The sequence below is a fragment of the Actinokineospora cianjurensis genome (genome assembly GCF_003663795.1).
GTDB classification, from domain to species: Bacteria; Actinomycetota; Actinomycetes; order Mycobacteriales; family Pseudonocardiaceae; genus Actinokineospora; species Actinokineospora terrae.
This window is the reverse complement of the sequence record NZ_RCDD01000001.1, coordinates 873,623-899,454: the sequence shown is the minus strand read 5'-3', so window position 1 is coordinate 899,454 and position 25,832 is coordinate 873,623. Positions and strand designations below refer to the sequence as shown.

The following is a 25,832-nucleotide window of genomic DNA, read 5'->3' as shown; positions in this document are numbered from 1 at the left end:
GGGCTTTCACCACGGTACTCGTGCATCCCATCCCCCGACGGTGTCGACAGTAGACCGGATTTGGCTGGTTGAACGCGGAGATCACACCTTCGTGTCATTCTCGCTGACTCCCCGTACTGGCCTCTCCTTCCAATGGGGTACATCGTCCGAGCGCTCTACGCAATGCCGCGCGGGCGTGCCACCGTGGTGCCCTGTGTCCACCGACCAATACCCCACCGACCTGCTCCGGCTCGGGTTCGCCGAACCGCCGCCCGCGACCCCGCCGGAGGACCGACCGCGCGAGCCGGTCCGGCCGCGCCAACCGGTGCTCGACCGGCTCACCACCCCGATGGTGGAGTTGATCACCCGGATGGACCGCGCGTTCCTGGCCACCGCCGACGCCGACGGCGAGTGCGACTTCGCGCTGTGCGCCGGGCCGCCGGGGTTCGTGCACGTGCTCGACGACCGGCGGCTGGCCTGCGCGCTGCTCGACCAGGCGCCGCGGCTGGCCACCCTCGCCGCCAACCCCCGGATCAGCGTCGTCCTGGTCGACGGGCGGCGCGGGCTGCACGTGAACGGGCACGCCGGGGTGGTCGACGACACGTGGCTGCGGGCCGCGCACCCTTGCCTGCCGCCGCGCTTCGCGGGTTCGCGGTGGGTCGTCGTGCTGGTCGATGAGGCATACCTGCACGCCGGGCCGTTCGCTGGATGAGACCCTTGAGCCACGCGGCCCCGGTGCCGGGGATGTCCGGTTAGCGTGCTGCTGGCCGGTTCGAGGGAGGGACGCGCGTGTCGGAGGTCGGTGCGGGTACCGAAGGGCGGGAAACCGCTGCTCAGGACCTGGAGCGCGAGCTGTCGAAGCTGTTCGGCCGGGCGCGCAGCCTCTCGCTGACCTTCGCGGCGCGGGTGCACCCGGGGTTGGACAGCGCCTCGTACGCGCTGCTGGTGCACCTGAGCGGGATAGCGCCGGTGCGGGCGGCCGACGTGGTGGAGCTGACCGGGCTGGACAAGTCGACCGTCAGCAGGCAGATCGCGCGGCTGGAGGAGCTGGCACTGGTCGAGCGGGTGGCCGACCCGTCCGACGGCAGGGCGCGGCTGGTGCAGCTGACCGGGACCGGCGCGGCGCGGCTGGCCGAGGTGCGCGAGGACCGGCGCAGGCAGCTGCGGGCGACGCTGGCCGACTGGTCGACGGTCGACATCGAGGAGTTCTCCCGGCTGCTCGGCAGGCTCAACAGCGACCTGTGACCGCCGTCTCGTAGCCCGTTGTTAACCCGACCTGACCGACCGCACGCGGTGATCGAATAGCCGCTGGTCACCACCCGCGCGGCCGCTGCCCCGGCGGGGTGAGCCGCGGAGTGGACCGATCCGGTGGTCGCCTGTGGACAAGCACCTGGGGATTGTGGATAAGTGGATTACTTGTGTGGATAGCCGCACTGCGACATGTGGGTGACGGCCCTACCGGGCGATGCGGGTGCGCGTTCGGGTTGTCGTACGCCTGGCGTTCACCCGCGCGGGGTGATCTGGGTCAAGATGTACTTGAGCGGAACTGGCTCAACTTTTCTGACGTTGTGCACGGTGACAGCAACAGGCGTTGGTGAAGACCCCGAGGTGGGAGATGGACGCGTTCAACCCGACGACGAAGACCCAGCAGGCGATCTCGACCTCCGCGCAGGCGGCGTCGGCGGCGGGCAACCCCGACATCCGGCCGGTGCACCTGCTCACCGCCCTGCTCGACCAGGGCGACGGCCTGACCACCCCGCTGCTCATCGCGGTCGGCGTCGACCCGAACGTGGTCCGCAAGGAGCTCGAGCCGCTCACCAGGTCCCTCCCCTCGGCCACCGGCGCCACGGTGTCCTCGCCGGGGCTCTCGCAGCAGGCGCTGCGCGCGATCACGCACGCGCAGAAGCTGGCCACCGAGATGGGCGACGAGTACGTCTCCACCGAGCACCTGCTGGTCGGCCTGGCCGCCGAGGGCGGTGACGTCGCCCAACTCCTGAGCAGGCACGGCGCCACCCCGGACGCGCTGCGCGAGGCGTTCGCGAAGGTCCGCGGCTCGGCCAGGGTGTCGAGCCCCGACCCGGAGGGCACCTACCAGGCGCTGGAGAAGTACGGGGTCGACCTGACCGCGCGGGCCCGCAAGGGCGACCTGGACCCGGTGATCGGCCGCGACGCCGAGATCCGCCGGGTCGTGCAGGTGCTCTCGCGGCGCACCAAGAACAACCCGGTGCTCATCGGCGAGCCCGGCGTCGGCAAGACCGCCATCGTCGAGGGCCTCGCCCAGCGGATCATCGCCGGTGACGTGCCGGAGTCGCTGCGCGGCAAGCGGGTGGTCTCGCTCGACCTGGGGTCGATGGTGGCCGGGGCCAAGTTCCGCGGCGAGTTCGAGGAGCGGCTCAAGGCGGTGCTCAAGGAGATCACCGACTCCGCAGGGCAGGTGGTCACCTTCATCGACGAGCTGCACACCATCGTCGGCGCGGGCGCGACCGGCGAGGGCGCGATGGACGCGGGCAACATGATCAAGCCGATGCTGGCCCGCGGCGAGCTGCGGATGGTCGGCGCGACCACCCTCGACGAGTACCGCCAGCACATCGAGAAGGACGCCGCGCTGGAGCGCCGCTTCCAGCAGGTGCTGGTCGGCGAGCCGTCCGTCGAGGACACCGTGGGCATCCTGCGCGGGCTCAAGGAGCGCTACGAGGTGCACCACGGCGTGCGGATCACCGACAGCGCCCTGGTCGCCGCCGCCACCCTGTCCGACCGCTACATCACCGCCAGGTTCCTGCCGGACAAGGCCATCGACCTGGTCGACGAGGCCGCGTCCCGGCTGCGGATGGAGATCGACTCGCGGCCGGTGGAGATCGACGGGGTCGAGCGGGCGGTGCGCAGGCTCGAGATCGAGGAGATGGCACTGTCCAAGGAGGACGACCTCGCCTCCAAGGAGCGGCTGTCCGCGCTGCGCGCCGAGCTGGCCGAGAAGCGCGAGGTGCTCTCCGCGCTGACCGCCCGCTGGCAGAACGAGAAGGGCTCCATCGACCGGGTCCGCCAGCTCAAGGAGCAGCTGGAGGCGCTGCGCGGCGAGTCGGAGCGGGCCGAGCGCGACGGCGACCTCGGCCGGGCCGCCGAGCTGCGGTACGGCCGGATCCCGGCGCTGGAGAAGGACCTCGACGCCGCCACCGCGGCGACCGCCGCCGCCGACCAGGCCGTGATGCTCAAGGAGGAGGTCGGGCCGGACGACGTCGCCGAGGTCGTGTCCGCGTGGACCGGCATCCCGGCCGGGCGGCTGCTGGAGGGCGAGACGCAGAAGCTGCTGCGGATGGAGGAGGAGCTCGGCGCGCGGGTCATCGGCCAGGCCGAGGCGGTGCGCGTGGTGTCCGACGCGGTGCGCAGGGCCCGCGCCGGGGTGTCCGACCCGGACCGCCCGACCGGCGCGTTCCTGTTCCTCGGGCCCACCGGCGTCGGCAAGACGGAACTGGCCAAGGCGCTGGCCGAGTACCTGTTCGACGACGAGCGGGCGATGGTCCGGGTCGACATGAGCGAGTACTCCGAGAAGCACTCGGTGGCCAGGCTGGTCGGCGCCCCGCCCGGCTACGTCGGCTACGACCAGGGCGGCCAGCTCACCGAGTCGGTCCGCCGCCGCCCGTACACGGTGGTGCTGCTCGACGAGGTGGAGAAGGCGCACCCGGACGTGTTCGACGTGCTGCTCCAGGTCCTCGACGACGGCAGGCTCACCGACGGCCAGGGCCGCACGGTGGACTTCCGCAACACGATCCTGGTGCTGACCTCGAACCTGGGCAGCCAGTCGATCACCGACCCGGCGCTCGACGACCGCGGCCGCCACGACGCGGTGATGGCCGTGGTGCAGCGGCACTTCAAGCCCGAGTTCCTCAACCGCCTCGACGACGTGGTCGTGTTCCACGCACTGGCCACAGAGGAACTCACCGCCATCGTCGACATCCAGGTCGCCAAGCTCGCCCGCCGCCTCACCCACCGCAGGCTGACCCTGGAGGTCACCCCAGCCGCCCGCGAGTGGCTCGCCCTCAACGGCTTCGACGCCATCTACGGCGCCCGCCCCCTGCGCCGCCTGGTCGCCACAGCCATCGGCGACCAACTCGCCAAATCCCTGCTCGCGGGCGACATCCGCGACGGCGACACGGTCACCGTGGACGCGATCGGCGACAACTCGGGTTTGACGGTCACCAGCACGGCCTGATCCCTTTCCCGCACCAGCCACCTCGGGCTTCCCGGGGTGGCTGGTGCCGTTTCCGGGCTTTGCGCTCGACTCGCTCGGCCGTACCGAATGGACGATCGGATTCGCGGCACCGCCATCGTCGATCGGGTCGCCATCGTCGATCCGGGGCGCCCGCGAATTGCTCCGGCCCGGCACGGGTAAATCCCGCTTGCACCGGCCCCGGGATAGTCGCCCCACCATGCCCCATTCGACTGAATCCGACTTCAGCCCCTGCATTCCCCGAGGGCCCGACCTGCGGATTCCTCTGTCCACAATGCTCGACTTGTCCACAACTCCCGCCACTCCGCCCGCCCTGCACCCGTCACCCGATAGAATGGAGCCGGGGCCGCCCCCCGGAGAGGGTGGGGGCCGGGGTAGGCGGGGACGGCCTCCGGAACGGCGGGGGGACGGGGCGGCGGGGCGGGTTTCTGCGACACCCCGGGCCAAGTTGGCCCGTGATCTTGAAGACGGGGCTGTGGCGACTACGCTGCCCTACGTGGGCGTTCCCGCGTGGGTGTGGTTCGGTGTCGCGGTCGTCGCGGGTGTCGCGGGCGGCCTGTTCCTGATGCGCGATCGGGCGGTGTTGACCTCCCGGAACCGGGAGCGGCGCCGCTGGGCCGCCCTGCGCGGGTGGCAGTTCGCCGAGACGGATCCGGAGTTGCCGCGGCAGTGGTCCGGGGGTGCGGTCGCCTACTACGGCGACGGCACGGCCAGGGACGTCGTGGTGGGGACGACCTTCACCGCGGACGGCAGGCGCAAGGTCGCCGTGTTCGACCTCGAGGCCGGTGGCCGGGTCAACGTGGTGATCGTGGCCGTGCAGTGCCGCAGGACGCACCCTGTGGTGCTGGAACTGTGGGTGCCGAGCACCCCGTTCCAGCGGGAGCACATGCCCGAGCTGCTCGGCCCGGTCGGCCAGCGGTACGCGTTCGTCTCCGACATCGGGGCGGCGCGCGCGCTGATCACCCCCGACCTGGTCGACGCGACCGAGGACATCGGGCAGGACATCGCCGTGGCCTGGATCGAGGCGGGCTGGGTGCTCGCCGCCGCGGCGCCGGGGTCGAGCCCGTCGCGGTTGGAGCGGTTGCTGCGCGGGATCGGCGAGATCGCCGACGTCGTGGACCCGTTCGACACGCCCGAGGTGCCGCACGCGGTCGAGGACCGACAGGTGGACGAGCCGCAGCCGAGCGGGAAGCCGACCGACCAGTAGCGGTTCCGACCCCGGTTACCACTTAGTAGGTTGATCGCATGCCTACCGCGCTCATCACCGGGGCCACCGCAGGGATCGGCGCCGCCTTCGCCAGGCGGCTGGCCGCAGACGGGTACGACCTGGTGCTGGTGGCCAGGACGACCGAGCGGCTCAAGCAGGTCGCGGCCGAGCTGACCAGGGCGACCGGGGTGTCGGTGCAGACCCTCACCGCGGACCTGTCGACCACCAGGGCGCGCAAGCGGGTCGAGGCGCGCCTCGCCGAGCCGGAGCGGCCGGTGGACCTGCTGGTCAACAACGCGGGCTTCGGCACCAGGGGCGCCTTCGCCGAGGCCGACCCGGACTGGCTGCAGAACCAGCTCGACGTGAACGTGACCAGCGTCATGCGGCTGACCAGGGCGGCGCTGCCCGGGATGATCGAGCGCGGGCACGGCGGGGTGATCAACGTGTCCAGCATCGCCGGGTTCTTCCCGGTCACCGGCCCGTCCTACGGCGCGACGAAGGCTTACGTCACGGCCCTGTCCGAGGGCCTGGCCGCCAACCTCGCGGGCACGGGCGTGCGCGTAGTGGCGCTGTGCCCCGGGTTCACCCGCACCGAGTTCCACGAGCGCGCCGGTGACGACATAGACGGGTTCCCCGAGTTCTTATGGCTAGAGGCCGACAGAGTCGTCGCGGACGCCCTGGCCGACCTCCGGCACAACCGCGACCGGTCAGTTCCGGGCATCCAGTACAAAACGCTGCTGGGTGTGACGAAACTCCTGCCCAGGGGCCTGCTGCGGTTCCTGTCGCAACGCGCGTCGGCGGGTCGCGACCGGGGTTAGGCTCCCCGCCATGACGAATCCGCAGCCCGGGTGGTACCCCGATGGCCCCGGCTCAACGTCCCTGCGCTGGTGGGACGGGAACCAGTGGACCAACCAGACCCAGCAGGCCCCGCCGCAGCAGCCGCGCAGCGACGCCAGCGGCTGGGAGATCCCGCTCGGCCAGGGGCCGACCGACCCGAACAAGATCAGGGACCAGCAGCGCAGGGCCGGGGTCGGCCAGGCGGGCCAAGGCGGCGGCACGCTGTTCAGCGAGCCGGTGCTGGTGGTCAACCAGAAGGTCAAGCTCATCGAGATGAGCAACGAGTACTCGGTGTTCGACCAGCACGGCCGCCAGATCGGCTCGGTCGCCCAGGTCGGGCAGAGCGCGCTGAAGAAGGCCGTGCGGTTCCTGGGCAGCTACGACCAGTTCTTCACCCACAAGCTCGAGGTCCGCGACGCCAACCACCAGACGGTGCTGCGGCTGACCCGGCCCGCCAAGTTCGTGAAGTCCCGGATGATCGTCGAGCGCGGCGACGGCACGCCGGTCGGCGAGATCGTCCAGCAGAACGTCTTCGGCAAGATCCGCTTCTCGTTCCTGGCTGGCGGCCACGAGATCGGCGGCATCCAGGCGGAGAACTGGCGGGCGTGGAACTTCGCCGTGCTCGACCACACCGGCGCCGAGATCGCGCGCATCACCAAGACCTTCGAGGGCATCGCGAAGACCATGTTCACCAGCGCGGACAACTACGTGCTGCAGATCCACCGGCAGTTGCAGGACCCGCTGATCAGCATGGTCGTCGCCTCGGCGCTGACCGTCGACACCGCGCTCAAGCAGGACAGCAGGGGCTTCGGCTGATCACCACCGCGCGGTCGGGGGAGCCCGTGGTCCGGGAGCGTTGTCAGTGGACCGGGTCGGCATGAGAGGCTTGCGCCTCGTGCGAACCGCTCCGTCTGTCGACCCCGCTGCCCAGGGCGAACTAGCCCGCCTGGTGACCGAACTCGCCGTCGTGCACGGCAAGGTCACGCTCTCGTCCGGCAAGGAGGCCGACTACTACGTCGACCTCCGCCGGGCGACCCTGCACCACGCCGCCGCCCCGCTCATCGGGCGCCTGCTCCGCCAACTCACCGCCGACTGGGACTACGTCGCCGCCGGTGGCCTCACCCTCGGTGCCGACCCGGTCGCGCTGTCGATGATGCACGCCGCCGCGTCCGCCGGTGAGGTGCTCGACGCGTTCGTCGTCCGCAAGGACGCGAAGGCGCACGGCATGCAGCGCCGGATCGAGGGCATCGAGGTCGCCGGTCAGCGCGTGCTGGCGGTGGAGGACACCTCGACCACCGGGGGCAGCGTGCTCACCGCCGTCGACGCGCTGACCGAGGCCGGTGCCGTCGTGATCGGCGTGGCCACCGTCGTCGACCGCGACACCGGTGCCCGCGAGGCCATCGAGGCGCGCGGGCTGCCCTACCGGTCCCTGTTGGGCCTGGCCGATCTCGGCCTGGTCGACGGTGACTGACCAGGGTTAATTCCGGTTGATCTCCCCCAACTCCGGGTACCGTGGGAAGTGCTCGCCGAGTTCTCGGTGGTTGGGGAGGTGGCCCGGTGTTCGGTCTGCTCGCCGCCGCGACGGTCGTCGTGCACTTCGCGGCACTGCTCTACATCGGTTTCGGCGGCTTCCTCGCCTGGAAGTGGCCCAAGTCGATCTTCGTACACGTCTTCTTCGCGATCTGGGGCGTGCTCGTCAACTCCACCCCGGTCCAGTGCCCGCTGACGGCGGTGGAGAACTACTTCCGCGCCAAGCAGGGACTCGGTCCGCTTCCGGGTGGCTTCAACGAGTTCTACGTCTACGGCACGCTGGTCCCCGAGGGGCACGTCGACCTCGTGGCCGCTGTCGCCCTACTGGTGCTCGTCTTCTCGTATGTGGGTGCGTATCTGCTGTGGCGGAATCGGAAAAGCCTGATGGTGCCGGTGAAGTAGGCCCCACCGAGTGGGTGTTCGGCGAGCCGGTCGGGGTCGGCCCGTGGCCGGGTGAGTGGCCTGCGGGCGCGCACTACGACCCCGACCTGCTCGCGGACGGCGACCGCCGCAACGTCGTCGACGCCTACCGCTACTGGCGCCGCGACGCGGTGGTCGCCGACCTCGACCGGCGCAGGCACGGTTTCCACGTCGCCATCGAGAACTTCCAGCACGACCACAACATCGGGACCGTGGTCCGCACCGCCAACGCCTTCACCGCCCGCGCGGTGCACATCGTCGGCCGCAAGCGCTGGAACCGCCGTGGCGCCATGGTCACCGACCGCTACCAGCACATCCACCACCACCCGACCGTCGAGTCCTTTGTGGAAACCGCCCGCCGCATGGGCCTGGCGGTCGTGGGCGTCGACAACACCCCCGGCTCGGTCCCGGTGGAGACCGCGTCCCTGCCCCGCGACTGCGTGTTGCTCTTCGGCCAGGAAGGCCCCGGCCTCACCGACGAGGCACGGGCGGGCGCCGACCTGCTGGTGTCCATCGCCCAGTTCGGCTCGACCCGCTCCATCAACGCGGGCGTCGCGGCGGGCATCGTCATGCACGCCTGGGTCCGCGAACACGCCGACCTCACCCAAGCCTGGTAGCCGCCCGCCGCAGCGCCGCGCTCATCAGGAAGTCCGTGCTGTCCACCCATTGATCGACAGCGCCGGTCAGCGGCAGGTTCCTCAGCTCGGCATCCAGGGAGTCGCGCAGCGCGTCGACGAACCTATCGGCCCGGATGACGGGGTACGGCCTCTCGTAGTAGTCACGCCGCGTCGGGTCTACCGAGTCGGTGAGGCCGGTGGCGTTCTGCAGGGCTCCCACGGCCTCGTAGGCATCCGCTAAGAGCTCGCCACGGCTGCGGTAGTCCTGTGCGGCGAGCACGCCTCTTAGCGTCACCTGAAGCGTGGGATGCGGGAGTTGCGCGAAGGCACTACCCAACCACTTGCTGTACGGCGGATACCGCTTGGCCAGCAACAGGCACAGCCGCATCAGCTCACGGACCTGCCTCGCGGCGACGACAGCGGACCCGAGTTCGTCCCCCACCTCACCGGCGCGTCCGACGAACGCTTCCTCTTGCGCTAACCGCTGCCACTGACAGGCGAGGACATAGCGCCAGACGTCATCGGGGTACCAGGCGATCGCGGCGCGTAGCGGGTGCAGGACATCGAGACCGTCGTGGAAGACCGCACCTGCGGTGATCTCGGCGAACGCCTGGGTCGGCGTGGACAACCAGTCGAAGGTGGTGACGCCATCCAGCGGGTTGAACCCGAGAGCGCGGACGGCCCACGTGCCGGTCTCGGCGACGTCGATGCGGTGGTTGACGGGGCCGTCGGTCACCGCCATCGAACCGAGGGGGTTGGCGTCGAAGTGCGTGGGGTAGCCCAGGAAGGTCTTGGGCAGCGTGTGCGACAGGTCGTCCTGGATGCGTTCGGCTTCGGCGGGGTCCGCGACGAGGATCTGGCACCTCGGTCCCCACTCGTGGTCGGCGGAGATCGCGGTGTCGAAGCCGAGGACTTCCGACCCGCTGCCGAGCCGTCCAGCGGAGTGCGGCACGTCGAGTGTCGGCGCTACCGCCTCTTGGTAGAAGCGCCGGGCGAGATCGAGCCCCTTGATCACAGATCCCCCTGCGTGTGGCGATCAGGCCGGTGGCTGACGCACCATGGAGTATGGCTGGGCTGTGGGCGGCACGCGCGGGAATTGCGGAGGATGCGGTTCGGGCGCGGTTCCTGCGGCGGGTTTTCGCCCTGCCTGGGACGCGGTTGGGGCTGCCGCGCGTCGGTGGCCGTCTGCACCTGCGGTGGAACTACTGGTGGCAGGCGCATCTGCTTGATTGCCTTGTCGATGCCAGGTTGCGTGAACCAGAGGCCGAGCGGGACAAGGTGATCGCGGCGCTGGTGCGGGGTATCCACGTGCGCAACTTCGGAGCGTGGACCAACCGCTACTACGACGACATAGCCTGGCTCGGGTTGGCGCTACAGCGGGCGGGTGGGTCGGAGCGGGCTCTAGCCGCCATCGAGGCCAGGTTGCGTTCAGGGTGGACAGACGACCTGGGCGGTGGGATCTGGTGGCGGAAGGGGGACACGTTCAAGAATGTCCCCGCCAACGGCCCCGCCGCGATCTTCCTGGCCCGGCGGGGTGACCACGCCTGGGCGAGGACCGCGCTCGACTGGATGGACCGGACGCTGGTCGATCCCGAGACCGGGTTGCTCTGGGACGGTGTCCGGGTCGGCGGCGAGGTGGTGGAGACGATCTACACCTACTGCCAGGGCGTGTTCATCGGTGCCGCCGTCGAACTGTCCACACCGGACCTCGCGGCACGCACCATCCGTGCGGTCCGCAGGCACGTGGCCACCGCGCACGTCCTCCCCGGGCAGGGCACCGGCGACGGCGGCCTGTTCGCGGGCATCCTGGCCCGCTACCTGGCCCAGTCCGCGCTCCGGCTGCCCACCGCCGAGGCGGACACCGCCCGCCGCTTGGTCTTCGCCTCGGCCGACGCGCTCTGGCGCCACCGGGTGATCACCGCCGACGGGCCGCTGTTCGGCACCGACTGGACCACTCGCAGCGGCCAGCAGCGCGACCTGTCGGTGCAGTTGTCGGCCTGGATGACCCTGGAGGCGGCCGCGCTGCTCGCCCGCGCGGGCGGAGCTTCGCCGAACGGGGTGTGATCCGGCCCGATCGCGGGTATGTCGGGGCCACTTGCCGCCCCCGTTGGGAGGAGTTGACCCGATGTCCGACGACCTCGGCTTCACCGGTGACCTGGACACGTCCGTCCCCGAGGACAAGCAGCGCCGCGCCGCCAGGGTGGTCGCGGGCATCGCGGCCGACGCCGCCGAGTGCGCGATGCTGCTCGACATGCTCGGCCTCTCCGCCGAGATCGGCGGCAAACGTGAGCACCACCGCGCCGCGTGATGTGTAGGCCCCGCCCCCTCGGGTATGCCTTGGGAGAACCCGACGAAGCACGAGGAGGCTGATCGAGTGTGAGCACGATCATCGAGACCGTTGACGTCGCCGTCCCCGTGTCCACCGCGTACAACCAGTGGACCCAGTTCGAATCCTTCCCCGCCTTCATGGAGGGCGTCGAGCAGATCCGCCAGGTCGACGACCGCAACACCCACTGGGTCACCAAGATCGGCGGCATCACCCGCGAGTTCGACGCCACCATCACCGAACAGATCCCCGACGAACGCGTCGCCTGGAAGTCTGTCGACGGCCCCGAGCACGCAGGCGTGATCACCTTCCACCGCCTCAACGACCGCGAAACCCGCGTCACGGCCCAGATGGACATCGACCCCGAGGGCTTCGCCGAGAACGTCGCCGACAAACTCGGCATCATCGACCGCCGAGTGAAGTCAGACCTCAAGCGCTTCAAAGACTTCATCGAAACCCAAGGCACAGAATCCGGCGCCTGGCGCGGCGACGTAGCAGCACCCACCCAAACCCCGCCGCCACTGTAAGACTTTGTAACAGCTAGACCCCGAGCCCCCCTGGGCAGTCGCCCAAGGGGGCTCGGTGCTGTGACGGACACCCCAACCTGGCCGTCATGGTCCTCACAAACGTTGGCCCCAACGCGCCCCCAAACAACGTTGGCCAACCACACGCCCCTCTACGACGTTGGCCAACCACGCGCCCCTCTCAGGCGTTCGCCAACCACCCGGCCCTCACAGACGTTGGCCAACCACGCGCCCCTCTGCAACGGCCAACTACGCACCCCTCTGCAACGTTGGCCGACAACCGCTCCTCGGAGTCGCTGGTGCCAGGCCGGCTCGATGGGGCGGACTTGTTTTGTGTGGGGGAGCAGTGCCCGTAGCGTCGTTCGCGGACAGGGCCATGCTCTTCGGCCCCTGCTTTGCGGTCCTGCCACGGGTGCTGCCGGGGCCCCGCACAAAACAAGTTCGCCACATCGAGCTTGCTCGAAACTCGCGCCAGGCCAATGCCGAAGGCGAGGCGTTCACCATCGACGCCGCAGGCGAGCACGAGAGCCGCAACCCCCCAGCCCAAGATCAAACCCGCCAAAGCACCCCCCGATATACAGCTTACCGGCAGGGGCTGACAAACCGCCCAGAGCGAGCCACCGCCCTGTGGACAACCCACCTCACAAGATCAAACCGCCCCAAGCACCCCCCAACACACAGCCTACGACCGCACACCACCACCCCAGAACACCCAGCACAGCACCTGTGCACAACTCCGCCCCATGTGGACACCCCCCAAACACAAAAGAGGCCGACCCCCACCGGGACCGGCCTCCACCACCCACCCACCTACCGCTTCTGCGGCCGCCACACCACCAACGCCGTCTGCTGCCGCACCGGCACCAGATCCCGCCGATACGACTTGTGCACCGCAGCAGCAGCCTGCTCAGCCGCCGCATAAGCCGAAGCCAACTCTTCAGTCAACTCAGCCACCCGCACCCGCAGTGCGTCAACCTCGTTCTCCAACTCGATGATCCGCTTGATCCCGGCCAGGTTCACCCCAGCCTCCTGCGACAACCGCTGCACCTCGCGCAGCAGCGCGATGTCGCGGATCGAGTAGCGCCGCCCGCCCCCCGAGGTGCGACCGGGGGAGACCAGTCCCTGGCGGTCGTAGCTGCGGAGGGTTTGGGCGTGCAGGCCGGAGAGTTGGGCGGCCACCGAGATCACGAAGACGGGGGTGTCCTCGTCGGTGCCGGGGGGGAACGGGTTCACGACTGCCTCGCCTTCTGGACCAGTGCGGTCAACTCCGGCCTGGGGTCGAGGTCGGCGGTGGCCTTGGCGTAGGTCTCCAGGGCCGCCCTCGCGTCGTCGTCGAGGTCGTTCGGGACGGTGACCTGGAGGGTCACCAGCAGGTGGCCGGACTGGCCGTCGCGGCGTTGGACGCCCTTGCCGCGTACGCGCAGGACGCGGCCGGACGCGGTGCCGGGGGTGACGTTCAGCGAGACCACGCCGTCGAGGGTGGGCACGGTGAGCGTGGTGCCGAGGGCCAGTTCGGTGAAGCTGACCGGGACCTTCAGCGTCAGGTCGTTGCCGCTGCGGCCGAACACCGGGTGCGGCGAGACGTGCACGCGGACGTACAGGTCGCCTGCCGCCGCGCCGCTGCGGCCCGGTTCGCCCTGGCCTGCGAGGCGGATGCGTTGCTCGTCCTCGACGCCTGCCGGGATACGCACGGTCAGCGTGCGGGTCTTGGTGTTGACGCCCTCGCCGCCGCAGTCGGGGCAGGGGTCGTCGATGATGCGGCCGGTGCCCCGGCAGTCGCGGCACGGCTCGCTGAAGGCGAACGCGCCCTGGCTGCGGCTGACCAGACCGACGCCACCGCAGGTGAGGCAGGTCTTGGGGCTGCTGCCCGGCCGGGCGCCCGAGCCGTGGCAGGTGTCGCAAGTGGACGGACTCGACAGTCGCAACGGGACTGTCGCGCCCCTGACCGCCTCGACGAAGTCGAGCCGGACGTCGGTCTCCACGTCGGCGCCGCGGCGGGGCCTGGTGGCACCGGCGCTCCCGCTCTTGGCGCGGTTGAACAGGTTGCCGAACAGGTCGCCGAGCCCGCCGCCACCGCCGCCGAACCCGCCCTGCTGGCCGCCGAACGCGTCGCCGAAGTCGTACCCGCCGCCGCCGAACCCGCCGCGGGAGCCGAACATCGAGCGGGCCTCGTCGTACTGCTTGCGCTTCTCCGGGTCGCCGACCACCCCGTACGCCTCGGACACCGACTTGAACCGGGCCTCGGCGTCGGCGTTGCCGGGGTTCGCGTCGGGGTGCAGCTCGCGGGCGAGCTTGCGGTACGCCTTCTTGACCTCGGCGTCCGAGGCGTCGGAGGAGACGCCCAGCTCGCGATAGAAGTCCTTGTCGATCCAGTCCCTGGCACTCACCGGACGTCCCCTCCTCTCGTGCTAGCCCTGCGCCGCGGGTGCGGCTTCCGCGTCGGTGACCGCGACCAGCGCGGCCCGCACGACCCGGTCACCGATCCGGTAGCCGCGGCGCAGCACCCCGGTCACCGTGGGGCCGGACACCTCCGTGGAGGTGTTGTGCTGCACGGCCTCGTGCACCGACGGGTCGAACGGCTCGCCCTCGTGGCCGAACGGTTCGAGGCCCGTCTTCTGCAGCGAGCTGGTCAGCTTCTCCGCGACGGCCTTGAACGCGCCGGTCAGGTCGCCGTGCGCGGCGGCCCGCTCGACGTCGTCGAGCACGGAGAGCAGGTCGGTGACCACGGCGGCCTTCGCCGACGTGACCACCTGCTCGCGGTCCCGCTCCACCCGCTTGCGGTAGTTCGCGTACTCGGCCTGCAGGCGCTGCAGGTCCGCGGTGCGCTCGTCGAGCTGGACCTTCAGCGCCGCGGTCGGGTCGAGCTCCGGCTCCACCACGCCGTCGACGCTGCCGTCGACGACCTGGCCGGGCTCGGCCTCCGGGGTGGACGGGGCGTGCGTGCCCGCGGGCGCGTCGGCCTCCTGGCGAGCGTCCTGCGCCGGGACCTGGGGCTCCTCGGGGAGGTCGCCCTGGTGCTGCTCGCTCACGCGGTCACCTCACCTGCGATCGGGGTCGAGGTCACTTCTTGTCCTTGTCCTCGTCGACGATCTCGGCGTCCACCACGTCGTCCGCGGCGTCGGCCTTGGCCTGGCCCTGACCCTGGCCCGCGTCCTCGGCGCCACCGGCGGGCGCGCCGGAGTTGGCGTAGAGCGCGGAGCCCATGGTCTGCGACTCGGCGGCGAGCTTCTCCATCGCGGCCTTGATGGCGGCGATGTCGGTGCCCTTGAGCGCCTCGTTCGCCTCGGCGAGCGCGGCGCCGACCTTCTCCTTGGCCTCGGCCGGGATCTTCTCGTCGTTGTCCTTGACGAACTTCTCGGTCTGGTAGACCAGCGACTCGGCCTGGTTGCGGACCTCGGCCTCGTCGCGCCGCTTGCGGTCGTCCTCGGCGTGCGCCTCGGCGTCGCGGACCATCCGGTCGATGTCGTCCTTCGGCAGCGCGGAGCCACCGGTGATCGTCATCGACTGCTCCTTGCCGGTGCCGAGGTCCTTCGCGTTGACGTGGACGATGCCGTTCGCGTCGATGTCGAAGGTGACCTCGACCTGCGGGACCCCGCGCGGGGCAGGCGGCAGGCCGGTCAGGTCGAAGGTGCCGAGCTTCTTGTTGTCCGCGGCGAAGTCGCGCTCGCCCTGGAACACCTGGATGCCCACGGTGGTCTGGTTGTCGTCGGCGGTGGAGAAGATCTCCGAGCGCTTGGTCGGGATGGTGGTGTTGCGCTCGATGAGCTTGGTGAACACCCCACCCTTGGTCTCGATGCCCAGCGACAGCGGGGTCACGTCGAGCAGCAGGACGTCCTTGACCTCGCCCTTGAGCACACCGGCCTGCAGCGCGGCGCCGACCGCGACGACCTCGTCGGGGTTGACGCCCTTGTTCGGCTCGCGGCCGCCGGTCAGCTCCTTGACCAGCTCGGCGACGGCGGGCATCCGGGTGGAGCCGCCCACCAGCACCACGTGGTCGATCTCGCCGACCGAGACGCCCGCGTCCTTGACCACGTTGTTGAACGGGGCCCTGGTGCGGTCGAGCAGGTCGGCGGTGATCCGCTGGAACTCCGCGCGGGTCAGCGTCTCGTCGAGGAACAGCGGGTTCTTGTCCGCGTCCACGGTGATGTAGGGCAGGTTGATGTTGGCGCTGTTCGAGCTGGAGAGCTCGATCTTCGCCTTCTCGGCCGCCTCGCGGATGCGCTGCAGGGCCATCTTGTCCTTGGTCAGGTCGATGCCTGCCGACGCCTTGAACTTCTCCACCAGCCAGTCGACGATGCGCTGGTCCCAGTCGTCGCCGCCGAGGTGGTTGTCGCCGCTGGTCGCGCGGACCTCGACGACGCCGTCGCCGATCTCGAGCAGGGACACGTCGAAGGTGCCGCCGCCGAGGTCGAAGACCAGGATGGTCTGCTCCTTGGCGCCCTTGTCCAGGCCGTAGGCCAGTGCCGCCGCGGTCGGCTCGTTCACGATCCGCAGCACGTTGAGGCCCGCGATCTGCCCGGCCTCCTTGGTGGCCTGGCGCTGGGCGTCCTCGAAGTACGCGGGGACGGTGATCACCGCGTCGGTGATGGTCTCGCCGAGGTACGCCTCGGCGTCGCGCTTGAGCTTCATCAGCACGCGGGCGCTGATCTCCTGCGCGGTGTACGCCTTGTCGTCGATCGCGTCGGTCTTCCACCCGGTACCGATGTGGCGCTTGACCGAGCGGACCGTGCGGTCCACGTTCGTGACGGCCTGGTTCTTGGCGGGCTGCCCGACCAAGACCTCGCCGTTCTTCGCGAACGCCACGATGGACGGGGTCGTCCGCGAGCCCTCCGAGTTGGCGATCACCGTCGGTTCACCGCCCTCGAGGACGGCGACGACGGAGTTGGTCGTCCCCAGGTCGATGCCGACCGCTCGCGCCATGGTTTCCTCCTGCTTGGTGCTTCGCCTGTGGTGTCCGGCCCACTGCGGGGCCGGGCAAAGTTGAGCCTACCGGACTGAAGTTCCTAACTTGAGTCCGGCCCGCTCAACCTTCCTGCACCCGCAACGAAGCACCCCGGTCGGTTGTTCCCGGCGTGAGCGCCACCACTGAACCGGGTGATGACGGTGGCTGCTCGGGCTCCGGCTCGGCACTGACCTCGACCGACTCCGGTGCGCTGACCTGCGCGTTCACCACCGTGTCCACGACGTGCAGCACCGACGCGCGCATCCCGGCCGCGGTCACCTCAGCCCGCACGGCGCGCTGCAGGTCCGCGGCGACGCTCGCCAGCAACACGTGTGCGAGGGCGTCGCGGTCGCCCGCCGCCTCCGCCTCGGTGAGCAGCGCGGCGACGTGGCCGTGCCAGTAGCGGTAGGCCGCGATCCGGTACCGGGTGCCAGGGCGCGCCGTCTCGGCGAGGTGCACCAGGTCGAGGTGGTCGGTCAGGAAGGTCAGGTACGCGTCGAAGAAGGCCACCAGCCGCGCCGCCGGGTCTCCCCCCGGACCCAGCGGCGCCGCCCCCTCGGCCACCCGCGCCCGCAGCCCGCGCTCCCCGTCGTCGAGCAGCGCGGCGGCCAGCCCCGACTTGTCGCCGAACCGCCGGAACAGGGTCCCCTTGCCCACCCCGGCCGCCGCGGCGATCTGGTCCATCGTCACCTTGTCCACCCCGCGCTGGGCGAACAGCGCGCGGGCGGCGACCAGGATGCGCCGCCGGTTGCGCGCCGCGTCGGCCCGCTCGTGGATCACCGCGCCGACCCCGGACCCCGGCTCGCCCTTGACCCCTTGCGCTGCGAGAACCTGCTCTGCCATCAGCCGAACCTCACCGTCACGTCGCCGCTGTCCGCGTTGAGTTCGAGGTGGTTCGGCGAGTCGCGGTAGTCGCCGATGCCGTTGTCGACATCCCCGCTGTCGGTGTGCGCGCTCACCCGGTACTCCCCTTTCGGGACGGTGACCTGCACCGACCCGCTGTTGGTTGTCGCCTTGACCCCGGCGGCCTTGGTCAACCGGACGGTGACGCTGCCCGACTGCGCCGACGCGTCCACCGCGCCGTCGACCCCCTGCGCGGTGACCGAGCCGGATTCGGCGCGCAGGGTGGCGGCACCGACGTCACGGGCCGAGACGTCCCCCGACTCGGCCTCGACGGCGACCTTCCCCTTGACGTCGACCAGGTCCACCGAACCGGACTCGGCCTTGACGTTCACCGCCCCGGACACCCTGCGCACCTTCACCTCCCCCGAGCTGACCCGCAGGTTGACCGTCGACGCCCCCTCGACGTCGACGGAACCCGAGTCGAGGCCCCCCGAGACGGTCACGCCCTCCGGCACGACCACCTCGTAGTCGACCCAGCAGTTGCGCACCTCGCACTCCCGCAGGACCAGCACATCGCCCTCGACCCGGTGCGTCACCCCCGGCCTGCCGTCCAGGTAGGACACGGTGCGGTGCACGCTGGCCGACGGGCCGACCCGCAACCGCACCGACCCGGCGGCGCCCTCGATCCGGACCGCCCGGATCGTCTCGCCGACCGCGGCGTCATCGCTGAACCGCTTCGTCGCGATACCGCAGGCGGCCGACGAGGAGAGCAGGACCGCCACCCCCACGGCGGTCACCCCCAGCACCCCTCGTCGTGACCGCCCCGCCACCACACCGCTTGCCATGACACCCCCACCGGAACCGCACATCACCAGGAGAAACCGCTACCGCGACGCTAGGACCGCAGACCGGTTGCCGGGATCCGGGACGCCCCCGACCCTGCCCTGAAGTTGTCCCTACCCCCAGGTGGTACACCGTCCCGTTTCCGCTGGTCAGCGTCCCCCGACTACCCGCACCCGAGACTAGGGTCCCCGGTGTGCGCCGACATCGGACCCGGGTCTTGGTTCGGGTAAGACTTTGGTCCTAGGCGGCTTCAGCGCAGCGGGGCGAGCAGGTGCTCCACGACCGGGAGCAGTTCGGCCGCGGTCGGCGGCTCGTCGTCGATCAGGCCCTGGGTGAGCATGCCGTCGAGCGCGGCGAGGAAGGCGCGGAAGCCGACCTCGTCCGGCTGGCGGCCGAGGCTGGTCAGCACGTCGATCCACAGCCGGGCGGCCGGTCGCAGTTCCGGGCGGCGGGCGGCGAGCAGGTACAACTCGAACTGCGCCTTGGTCTGCCCGCGCCGGGGTCCGAGCGCGTCGGCCAGCATCTCGGCGACCGCGCCAGCCGGGCCGCTGCCCTTGATCCGGCTGGACTCGATGAGGTCCCTGGTGCGCGCCGCGAACTCCTCCGCCGAGTGCACGAGGGCGGCGACGAGCAGGTCGTCGAGCGCGGCGAAGTGGTAGGTGATCGACGCGGGCGGGATCCCCGCCGCCGCCGCGACCGACCGGTGCGACACCCCGGCGACGCCGTCGCGCTCGACCACCAGCAGCGTCGCCCCGATGATCTCGCGCTTGCGCCGGTCGCCCCTGGTCCTGCGGCCGTCGACCCTGCGGTAGGTCCTCACAGCGGGCCGAGCCGGGTGATCGCGGGGAGGATGGGCGGTGGCACCGGGCCAAACTACCTGAACAGGTGTCCAGGAAGTTACCGAGGTGTGCGCCACACTTGACCGACTTAGGCTTCTCAAAGTCGGTTACCGGCCAGTAAGAAAGCGTAGGGTCCACCCACCCGCACCCCGACGACGGAAGGGCACCACCACATGGGCGCCGTGCAGCTGGCACTGGGGTTGGTCGCGGTCGCGGTCAGCCTGGTCGCGTGGGGCATGTTCGTGCGGACCGTGGCGCGGATGGTCGCCGTCATCCGGCTCGGCCAGCCCGACGCGACCCGCAACGGGCCGTTCGTGCCGAGGATGAAGACGCTGGTCGCGGAGTTCGCCGCGCACACCCGGATGAACAAGTTCCGCCACGTCGGGCCCTGGCACTGGCTGGTGATGTGGGGCTTCCTGATCGGGTCGGCCGCGCTGTTCGAGGCGTACGGCGAGGTGTTCGTGCCGACCTGGGGCTGGCCGGTCCTCGACCACTGGAACCTGTGGCACCTGCTGATGGAGCTGCTGGGCGTCGGCACGATCGTCGGCGGTGTGGCGCTCGCGATCATCAGGCAGCGCAACCACCCCCGCCGCGCCGACCGGCTGTCGCGGTTCCAGGGGTCGAACCAGTGGCAGGCGTACTTCGTCGAGGCCGTGGTGATCTTCGAGGGCGTCGGCATCCTCGGCGTGCGCGCGGGCAAGGCGGCGCTGGGCGCGCACGAGCTGCCGACCTGGGCGGCGTTCGTGACCAACCCGCTCGGGCAGCTCCTCCCGGCGAGCCCCGACCTGGTGTCCGCGCTGGCGTTCATCAAGCTGATGGGCGCCATGGTGTGGGTGTACGTGGTCGCCAAGAACATGACCATGGGCGTGGCCTGGCACCGGTTCAGCGCGTTCTTCAACATCTACTTCAAGCGTGAGGACGACGGCGGGGTGGCGCTCGGCCCGCTGCGGCCGATGATGTCCGGCGGCAAACCGCTCGACTTCGAGGAAGCCGACCCGGAGAAGGACGTCTTCGGCGCGGGCAAGGTCGAGGACTTCACCTGGAAGGGCTGGCTGGACTTCACGACCTGCACCGAGTGCGGCCGCTGCCAGTCGCAGTGCCCGGCGTGGAACACCGGCAAGCCGCTGTCGCCGAAGCTGGTCATCACGCAGCTGCGCGACCACGCGTACGCCAAGGCTCCTTACCTGCTCGCGGGCGGGAGCAGGGACATGGCGGGCGACGAGGTAGGTCTAACCGGGGACAACCCGTACGCGGGCATCGATGTGCTGGCTATCGCCGAGTCCGAGCGGGCTCTTATCGGGGACGACGGCGGGGTCATCGATCCTGAGGTGCTGTGGTCTTGCACTACCTGTGGCGCTTGCGTCGAGCAGTGCCCGGTGGACATCGAGCACGTCGACCACATCGTCGACATGCGCCGCTACCAGGTGCTGATCGAGTCGAACTTCCCGTCCGAGCTCGGCGGGATGTTCAAGAACCTGGAGAACAAGGGCAACCCGTGGGGTCAGAACGCCAAGGACCGGCTGGCCTGGACCGAGGACCTCGACTTCGAGGTGCCGGTGTTCGACGGCGAACTGGCCGACGACACGGAGTACCTGTTCTGGGTCGGCTGCGCGGGCGCGTTCGAGGACAGGGCCAAGAAGACGACGCGCGCGGTCGCGGAGCTGCTGCACACCGCCGAGGTGAAGTACACGGTCCTCGGGCCGGAGGAGACCTGCACGGGCGACCCGGCGCGGCGGGCGGGCAACGAGTTCCTGTTCCAGATGCTGGCGCAGCAGAACGTCGAGGTCATCAACGCGGTGTTCGAGGGGCGCGAGGCCGGTAAGCGCAAGATCGTGGTGACCTGCGCGCACTGCTTCAACACGATCGCGAACGAGTACCCGCAGCTCGGTGGCAACTATGAGGTCTTGCACCACACGCAGCTGTTGAACAAGTTGGTGCGCGAGCGTCGACTGGTTCCGGTGGCACCGGTTACGGAGGACGTCACCTATCACGACCCGTGCTACTTGGGGCGGCACAACAAGGTCTATGAAGCGCCGCGCGAACTCGTTGGCGCTTCCGGTGCGCGGTTGCGCGAAATGCCTCGGCACGCGGATAGGTCCATGTGCTGCGGTGCGGGCGGTGCGCGGATGTGGATGGAAGAGCGCATCGGTAAGCGCATCAACATCGACCGCGTTGACGAGGCTCTCGGGACCGCACCGTCGAAGATCGCGACTGGCTGCCCGTTCTGCCGCGTGATGCTGACCGACGGGGTCACCGCCCGGCAGGCGGACGGTCTCGCGGGGCAGCACGTCGAGGTGGTGGACGTCGCGCAGTTGCTGCTGTCGGCGGTGCGGCGGGGCAAGGAGCCGCTGGACACCCCGACCGACGAGGTCGGCACCGGGACGCCGTTGCCGGATGAGGACAAGTAGCCGGTCCTTGACAGCGCCCCCGACCTGCCCAGGTCGGGGGCGCTTCTCGTATCGCGGGAAAGTTGTTCCGCTATCCAGGAACATTTAGCTACGGTAACTACATGGGACGACGCTGGTGGATCCTCGCGATCGCGGTCGCCGCGCAGGCCGCGGTGACCAGTCTGGTCTACGGGCTGCCCTTCATGCTGCCGCAACTGCGGGCCGAACTGGGGTTGTCGCTGACCGAGGGCGGGACGCTGGCGGTGGCACCGGTGCTCGGGGTGCTCGTCGCGCTGATCGCGTGGGGCGCGGCGACCGACCGGTTCGGCGAGCGGCTCGTGATGGGCATCGGCATGGCGGGCACCGGGCTCGCGGGCCTGGCCGCCGCGTCGACGACCGGGGTGGTGGGGCTGGTCGTGCTGATGATCGTGGCCGGGGTGTTCTCGGCGTCGATCACCTCGGCCAGCGGGCGGGCGGTGCTGGGGTGGTTCGAGGCGTCCGAACGCGGGCTGGCGATGGGGATCCGGCAGACGTGCACACCTATCGGCGTCGGTTTCGCCGCTCTAGTCCTACCGGCTGCGGGAGAGGCTTGGGGCTACCGCGCGGCGCTGCTCGTACCTGCGGCGTTATGCCTGGCCTTGGCGATCGTCGTTGCCCTGTGGCTGGTGGACCCGCCACGCACGGCAGCGCGCACCGCCACCGAGACCCGGTCGCCCTATCGGACTCTGACGCTGTGGCGGGTGCACACCGCTAGCGCGCTGCTAGTGGGGCCCCAGTTCATCTCCAGCACGTTCGCGTTGACCTACCTGGTCACGGAACACGGGTGGAGCGCGGTTACGGCCGGGGTCGTACTGGCCATCGTCCAGATCTTCGGCGCGGCGGGCCGGATCGGGGCGGGGGTGTGGTCGGACCGGGTGGGCAGCCGGATGCGTCCGATGCGGATCATCGCGGTGGCCGTGGCGGCGGCGCTGATGATCTGGGCGTTCGGCGGGTCGTCGTGGGTGGCCGTGGTGGGGCTTGTCGCGGTGCTGGTCATCTCGGTGACCGACAACGGACTGGCGTTCACCGCCACGGCAGAACTAGCGGGCCCGTTCTGGGCAGGGCGCGCGCTGGGCATCCAGAACACCGGTCAGAACGCCATGGCACTGGCCATCGCCCCGCTGTTCGCGGTAGTCGTAACCGCCTTCGGCTGGCCGTTAGCCCTGTCCCTGGCGGCAGCCTTACCTCTGGCCGCCGCCCTGATCACCCCGGTGGGTCAGCGCTTGGTCTCGACCCGGTGAAAGTTCAGGTATGCCTTAGAGGGCGTCGGCCCGCGCTGCCCCTGGTAGCGCGACCCGGCTTCCTTCGAGCCGTAGGGGAACTCGGCGGCGGACGACAGCCGGAACAGGCAGAGCTGCCCGATCTTCATCCCCGGCCACAGCGTGATCGGCAGGTTCGCCACATTGGACAGCTCCAACGTGATGTGCCCGGTGAACCCCGGATCGATGAACCCCGCCGTCGAGTGCGTCAACAACCCCAACCGCCCCAGCGACGACTTCCCCTCCAGCCGCCCAGCCAGGTCATCCGGCAACGTGACGGCCTCGAACGTCGACCCCAGCACGAACTCCCCGGGGTGCAGCACGAACGGCTCATCGTCCTCAGCCTCGACCAACGACGTCAGGTCGTCCTGCTGCTGCCGCGGGTCGATGTGCGTGTACCGCGTGTTGTTGAACACCCGGAAGAACCGGTCCAACCGCACGTCAACACTCGACGGCTGCACCATGAGCGGCTCGAACGGCTCCACCCCCAGCCGCCCCGAGGCCAACTCTTCCCGCAGGTCACGATCGCTCAGCAACACCCCCACACCCTAACCGCGCCACCTCCCCGTGACGCGCCCACCCGGGCCGTGTAGGCTGACGGCGATCTTCACTGCGGATGTAGTTCAATGGTAGAACATCAGCTTCCCAAGCTGAATACGCGGGTTCGATTCCCGTCATCCGCTCAACCAGGGCTACCCATGTCCAAGGAATGCTTGGACCTTGTGGTTTCGCCATTGCATCTGGGGGCCGAGCCCCCAGGCCCCCACGGGGCGGTTGGCGCCGGAACCAGCGTTGCTCGTTCGGGGCTGACGGCCCCTTACGTCGAGTATGTGACCAATAGGGTTGTCGCCCACGGGGCGGTTGGCGGCGGAACCAGCGTTGCTCGTTCGGGGCTGACGGCCCCTCGCGTCGAGTATGTGACCAATGGGTTTGTCGCCTACGGGGCGGTTGGCGGCGGAACCAGCGGGGATTCGCTTGAACCTTCGGCCCGCACATCGAGTATGTGGCCGATGGGTTTATCGCGTGCGGTGTGATCACTCCGGATATGGCGTTGTTTGGTTGTGTGGCAATGGGCGGGGCCCGGGGAGGGTGGGCTCCCCGGACCGGCCGGCAATGGGGTTACTGCTGGATGGACCAGACTTCGGGGGCGGTGTAGCCGTTGGCCCACATGCGCTCGATGGACTGGCGCTCCTGGGCGTTCGGGCTGGCGTTGTGGCAGGAGGTCCCGGCGCCGCCGCCGGACATCAGTTCTGAGCACGGGCCCTGGTAGTGGTCCTTGAGACCGAGTGCGTGGCCCGTCTCGTGCGCGGTGATGCGGACCTTGTCGTACTTGGCCATCTGCTGGAAGTCGATGTAGATGGTGCCCTGGCCATGGCCGTTGGTCACCGCGTGCGAGCCCTGCTGGCCGTAACTGCCCTCGACGTACCTCAGCGTGGCGCCCGCGCACTCCTTCAGTTGGACGTTGCGCACGGCCTCGTTCCACTTGCCGAGCCCGGCGATGATGTACTGGCGGAACTGCGGCGCGCCAGAGGTGCTGACGCAGACCGTCTTGGCGGCGGCCGCACTCGACGTTTCGGCGGACGCGGAGCCGGCGATCACCGGCATTACGAGAACCGCGACGCCGACCGCGCCGACGAACAGGGATTTGACGGACATCTGGAGAACTCCTTGTCATTGGGACGATTGACAAGGTTCACAGTGACGATGTCCTTTCATCTGCGGTACATGCCAATGAAACATAGGCATCGCCTATACCGCGCCCGCAACGCCCCAACCAGCGCGGATGCGGTCGACCCCAGCGCGACCGAATAGTTCCCATTCACCATGCAGGTTGCCGAAATGTCCCATCTGATCCGGTTGGGTGAATTCGCCTTGGTGTCGCGCACTCAGTCCCGGGCGGCGACGGGTTGGATTTCGCGGGACTTGTCCACCAGGTACAGGTGTTCGGTTACGTGAAGGGTGCGGGAGTGGAGGTTTCGGCTGCCGCGGAAGGCGTTGTACTGGGTGGTGAACTCGGTGACCGTGCCCGCTTCGCGCAGGAGGTGGTGCATGGCGGGTGGGGAGATGAAGCCCTCGTTGTTGGCCGAGATGAGGATGAAGCGGGCGGGGATGCGGGCCAGGAGGTCGGCCAGCAGGGCGGGGGCGCGCTTGCGGATGTTGTACGCGGAGCGGCGCCACGTGGTGGGGATGCCGGAGATCGGGCTGATGTCCATCGGCTCGGTGTAGTTGACCAGCAGGTTGAGCATGAAGTAGTTGGAGCCGTAGGGGTGCTGGTTGTACGGCGGGTCCAGGTAGGCCAGGTCCAACTCGTCGAGTACGTCGGGCAGGGTGTTGGCGTCTTGCTGCAAGACGGTGACGGCGCTGGAGAAGGTGCTCAGCACCGGGGTGCTCAACCTGATCTCGCCCTTGATGCGGGACAAGGCGTCTTTGCCGCTGCCGCCGAGTCTGCCCACGCCGGTGGTTCTGTCCTTGTAGAAGCCCTTGAAGAGGCCCGCGGTGTTGGTGTGTATCGATGCCGCCGACAGCAGTGGCCCAAGTAAGAGGGGCTGTAAGTGCGGTGGGGCCTGGCGGATCAGACAGGCGTAACTGTCGAGTCTTCGGGCGTTGCTCGTTGTGTAGAAGACGCGTTCGCCGGGCTGGATGTGGTCGTCGTCTGCGGGGGCGTAGAGCTTGCGGATGAACCCGTCGCCGGGGGAGAGGTCTACCCGGCGGTTGAGGTCTCGTACGACCTCCTCCAACGCCGGTAGGTCTACCTCGTCCGCGTTCGTCAGGTAGCACTCACTCACCACGCGGGCGTAGTCCTCGATGTCGTTGACCACCAGCGTCGACGCGTGCTGCTTGAGAGCACGGGACACGACACCAGACCCGGAGAACGCGTCCAGGATGCGTAAGGGACGACCGAGGTACTCGCGGACCGCTCGGACTGCCGCGTCGATCGGGGCTAAGAGGCCGCGCTTGTTACCGAGGTACGTGATCAGCTGGGTCCGCGGGTAGTCCGGGTTCTCCTCGGCCACA

25 protein-coding genes and 1 tRNA gene are annotated in these 25,832 nt (G+C 69.6%); 15 read left to right on the top strand and 11 right to left on the bottom strand.

From position 1 onward, the window contains the following. The first annotated feature begins 193 nt into the window (after window positions 1–193). The 9 genes from CLV68_RS04180 to CLV68_RS04140 all read left to right on the top strand — a co-directional run bounded on the left by CLV68_RS04180 (window position 194) and on the right by CLV68_RS04140 (window position 8,815). Window positions 194–691, top strand: a complete 498-nt coding sequence (locus CLV68_RS04180; protein ID WP_121389241.1) for a pyridoxamine 5'-phosphate oxidase family protein — start codon at window positions 194–196, stop codon at window positions 689–691. A 77-nt stretch (window positions 692–768) separates the two neighbouring features. Then, window positions 769–1,224: a MarR family winged helix-turn-helix transcriptional regulator gene (locus CLV68_RS04175; RefSeq protein WP_121389240.1), complete on the top strand. Its 456-nt coding sequence runs from the start codon at window positions 769–771 to the stop codon at window positions 1,222–1,224. 370 nt (window positions 1,225–1,594) lie between these two features. Then, window positions 1,595–4,186 carry an ATP-dependent chaperone ClpB gene (clpB, locus tag CLV68_RS04170; RefSeq protein ID WP_121389239.1) on the top strand — a complete coding sequence of 864 codons (2,592 nt, stop codon included), beginning with the start codon at window positions 1,595–1,597 and terminating at the stop codon, window positions 4,184–4,186. A 514-nt stretch (window positions 4,187–4,700) separates the two neighbouring features. Then, window positions 4,701–5,411, top strand: a complete 711-nt coding sequence (locus CLV68_RS04165; RefSeq protein WP_211346428.1) for a type III secretion system chaperone family protein — start codon at window positions 4,701–4,703, stop codon at window positions 5,409–5,411. Between the two features lie 38 nt (window positions 5,412–5,449). After that, window positions 5,450–6,229, top strand: a complete 780-nt coding sequence (locus CLV68_RS04160) for an SDR family NAD(P)-dependent oxidoreductase (protein WP_121389238.1) — start codon at window positions 5,450–5,452, stop codon at window positions 6,227–6,229. A gap of 10 nt (window positions 6,230–6,239) precedes the next feature. Further along, the gene (locus CLV68_RS04155; protein ID WP_121389237.1) at window positions 6,240–7,064 is read left to right on the top strand and encodes an LURP-one-related family protein; all 825 of its coding nucleotides are present in this window, start codon (window positions 6,240–6,242) and stop codon (window positions 7,062–7,064) included. A gap of 61 nt (window positions 7,065–7,125) precedes the next feature. After that, window positions 7,126–7,719 carry an orotate phosphoribosyltransferase gene (gene pyrE / locus CLV68_RS04150; protein WP_121390952.1) on the top strand — a complete coding sequence of 198 codons (594 nt, stop codon included), beginning with the start codon at window positions 7,126–7,128 and terminating at the stop codon, window positions 7,717–7,719. A gap of 86 nt (window positions 7,720–7,805) precedes the next feature. Next, on the top strand, window positions 7,806–8,180 hold the full coding sequence (locus CLV68_RS04145; RefSeq protein ID WP_121389236.1) for a DUF2784 domain-containing protein: 375 nt from the start codon (window positions 7,806–7,808) through the stop codon (window positions 8,178–8,180). Beyond that, entirely contained in the window at window positions 8,141–8,815 is a 675-nt protein-coding gene (locus tag CLV68_RS04140) for a TrmH family RNA methyltransferase (protein ID WP_121389235.1), read from the top strand. Before CLV68_RS04145 ends, CLV68_RS04140 begins: the two co-directional genes overlap by 40 nt. On the opposite strand, the gene CLV68_RS04135 is transcribed toward CLV68_RS04140, so the two are convergent. After that, a complete protein-coding gene (locus CLV68_RS04135) occupies window positions 8,799–9,830 on the bottom strand; it encodes a DUF4037 domain-containing protein (protein ID WP_121389234.1) in 1,032 nt (343 codons plus the stop codon). The two genes, CLV68_RS04140 and CLV68_RS04135, sit on opposite strands and share 17 nt — an antisense overlap. A gap of 50 nt (window positions 9,831–9,880) precedes the next feature. Between CLV68_RS04135 and CLV68_RS04130 the strand changes: the two genes are divergently transcribed. The 3 genes from CLV68_RS04130 (at window position 9,881) to CLV68_RS04120 (ending at window position 11,668) form a co-directional block, all read left to right on the top strand. Continuing rightward, a complete protein-coding gene (locus CLV68_RS04130; protein WP_121389233.1) occupies window positions 9,881–10,879 on the top strand; it encodes a glycoside hydrolase family 76 protein in 999 nt (332 codons plus the stop codon). 61 nt (window positions 10,880–10,940) lie between these two features. Beyond that, window positions 10,941–11,123: a hypothetical protein gene (locus tag CLV68_RS04125; protein WP_121389232.1), complete on the top strand. Its 183-nt coding sequence runs from the start codon at window positions 10,941–10,943 to the stop codon at window positions 11,121–11,123. 68 nt (window positions 11,124–11,191) lie between these two features. Further along, the gene (locus tag CLV68_RS04120; RefSeq protein WP_121389231.1) at window positions 11,192–11,668 is read left to right on the top strand and encodes an SRPBCC family protein; all 477 of its coding nucleotides are present in this window, start codon (window positions 11,192–11,194) and stop codon (window positions 11,666–11,668) included. A gap of 807 nt (window positions 11,669–12,475) precedes the next feature. On the opposite strand, the gene CLV68_RS04115 is transcribed toward CLV68_RS04120, so the two are convergent. The 7 genes from CLV68_RS04115 to CLV68_RS04085 all read right to left on the bottom strand — a co-directional run bounded on the left by CLV68_RS04115 (window position 12,476) and on the right by CLV68_RS04085 (window position 19,113). After that, complete coding sequence (locus tag CLV68_RS04115) at window positions 12,476–12,898, bottom strand: heat shock protein transcriptional repressor HspR (RefSeq protein ID WP_092782002.1); 423 nt, start codon at window positions 12,896–12,898, stop codon at window positions 12,476–12,478. Beyond that, window positions 12,895–14,052, bottom strand: coding sequence for a molecular chaperone DnaJ (gene dnaJ, locus CLV68_RS04110; RefSeq protein WP_121389230.1), 1,158 nt, complete (start codon window positions 14,050–14,052; stop codon window positions 12,895–12,897). Before dnaJ ends, CLV68_RS04115 begins: the two co-directional genes overlap by 4 nt. Before the next feature lie 21 nt (window positions 14,053–14,073). Further along, complete coding sequence (grpE, locus tag CLV68_RS04105; protein WP_121389229.1) at window positions 14,074–14,694, bottom strand: nucleotide exchange factor GrpE; 621 nt, start codon at window positions 14,692–14,694, stop codon at window positions 14,074–14,076. A gap of 31 nt (window positions 14,695–14,725) precedes the next feature. Next, window positions 14,726–16,585 (bottom strand): molecular chaperone DnaK, encoded by a 1,860-nt coding sequence (gene dnaK, locus CLV68_RS04100; RefSeq protein WP_121389228.1) that lies wholly within the window; start codon window positions 16,583–16,585, stop codon window positions 14,726–14,728. A gap of 103 nt (window positions 16,586–16,688) precedes the next feature. Further along, window positions 16,689–17,450 carry a TetR/AcrR family transcriptional regulator gene (locus tag CLV68_RS04095; RefSeq protein WP_121389227.1) on the bottom strand — a complete coding sequence of 254 codons (762 nt, stop codon included), beginning with the start codon at window positions 17,448–17,450 and terminating at the stop codon, window positions 16,689–16,691. Next, a complete protein-coding gene (locus CLV68_RS04090) occupies window positions 17,450–18,247 on the bottom strand; it encodes a DUF4097 family beta strand repeat-containing protein (protein ID WP_170224063.1) in 798 nt (265 codons plus the stop codon). Before CLV68_RS04090 ends, CLV68_RS04095 begins: the two co-directional genes overlap by 1 nt. Window positions 18,248–18,543: 296 nt before the next feature. Further along, complete coding sequence (locus tag CLV68_RS04085) at window positions 18,544–19,113, bottom strand: TetR/AcrR family transcriptional regulator (RefSeq protein WP_121389225.1); 570 nt, start codon at window positions 19,111–19,113, stop codon at window positions 18,544–18,546. A gap of 192 nt (window positions 19,114–19,305) precedes the next feature. Here CLV68_RS04085 and CLV68_RS04080 point away from each other — a divergent pair, with 192 nt between their 5' ends. Then, a complete protein-coding gene (locus CLV68_RS04080; RefSeq protein ID WP_121389224.1) occupies window positions 19,306–21,540 on the top strand; it encodes a (Fe-S)-binding protein in 2,235 nt (744 codons plus the stop codon). Window positions 21,541–21,641: 101 nt separating this feature from the next. After that, entirely contained in the window at window positions 21,642–22,799 is a 1,158-nt protein-coding gene (locus tag CLV68_RS04075) for an MFS transporter (protein WP_121389223.1), read from the top strand. On the opposite strand, the gene dcd is transcribed toward CLV68_RS04075, so the two are convergent. Beyond that, window positions 22,775–23,356, bottom strand: coding sequence for a dCTP deaminase (dcd, locus tag CLV68_RS04070; RefSeq protein WP_121390951.1), 582 nt, complete (start codon window positions 23,354–23,356; stop codon window positions 22,775–22,777). The two genes, CLV68_RS04075 and dcd, sit on opposite strands and share 25 nt — an antisense overlap. 73 nt (window positions 23,357–23,429) lie before the next feature. On the opposite strand from dcd, the gene CLV68_RS04065 reads away from it, so the two are divergent. Then, a tRNA-Gly gene (locus CLV68_RS04065) sits at window positions 23,430–23,500 on the top strand. Between the two features lie 436 nt (window positions 23,501–23,936). Here CLV68_RS04065 and CLV68_RS04060 read toward each other — a convergent pair. Both CLV68_RS04060 and CLV68_RS04055 read right to left on the bottom strand, forming a co-directional pair. Beyond that, window positions 23,937–24,473: a snapalysin family zinc-dependent metalloprotease gene (locus CLV68_RS04060; RefSeq protein WP_121389222.1), complete on the bottom strand. Its 537-nt coding sequence runs from the start codon at window positions 24,471–24,473 to the stop codon at window positions 23,937–23,939. A gap of 230 nt (window positions 24,474–24,703) precedes the next feature. Then, on the bottom strand, window positions 24,704–25,831 hold the full coding sequence (locus CLV68_RS04055; RefSeq protein WP_211346427.1) for a DNA adenine methylase: 1,128 nt from the start codon (window positions 25,829–25,831) through the stop codon (window positions 24,704–24,706). Between the last annotated feature and the right edge of the window lies 1 nt (window position 25,832).

What these genes read in the sequence shown, in the direction of transcription:
- pyrE (WP_121390952.1), top strand. Translation starts at nt 7,126, where the DNA reads ATGAGAGGCTTGCGCCTCGTGCGAACCGCTCCGTCTGTCGACCCCGCT.
- clpB (WP_121389239.1), top strand. Translation starts at nt 1,595, where the DNA reads ATGGACGCGTTCAACCCGACGACGAAGACCCAGCAGGCGATCTCGACC.
- CLV68_RS04060 (WP_121389222.1), bottom strand. Translation starts at nt 24,473, where the DNA reads ATGTCCGTCAAATCCCTGTTCGTCGGCGCGGTCGGCGTCGCGGTTCTC.
- CLV68_RS04155 (WP_121389237.1), top strand. Translation starts at nt 6,240, where the DNA reads ATGACGAATCCGCAGCCCGGGTGGTACCCCGATGGCCCCGGCTCAACG.
- CLV68_RS04125 (WP_121389232.1), top strand. Translation starts at nt 10,941, where the DNA reads ATGTCCGACGACCTCGGCTTCACCGGTGACCTGGACACGTCCGTCCCC.
- dnaK (WP_121389228.1), bottom strand. Translation starts at nt 16,585, where the DNA reads ATGGCGCGAGCGGTCGGCATCGACCTGGGGACGACCAACTCCGTCGTC.
- CLV68_RS04130 (WP_121389233.1), top strand. Translation starts at nt 9,881, where the DNA reads ATGGCTGGGCTGTGGGCGGCACGCGCGGGAATTGCGGAGGATGCGGTT.
- CLV68_RS04095 (WP_121389227.1), bottom strand. Translation starts at nt 17,450, where the DNA reads ATGGCAGAGCAGGTTCTCGCAGCGCAAGGGGTCAAGGGCGAGCCGGGG.
- CLV68_RS04075 (WP_121389223.1), top strand. Translation starts at nt 21,642, where the DNA reads ATGGGACGACGCTGGTGGATCCTCGCGATCGCGGTCGCCGCGCAGGCC.
- CLV68_RS04080 (WP_121389224.1), top strand. Translation starts at nt 19,306, where the DNA reads ATGGGCGCCGTGCAGCTGGCACTGGGGTTGGTCGCGGTCGCGGTCAGC.
- CLV68_RS04160 (WP_121389238.1), top strand. Translation starts at nt 5,450, where the DNA reads ATGCCTACCGCGCTCATCACCGGGGCCACCGCAGGGATCGGCGCCGCC.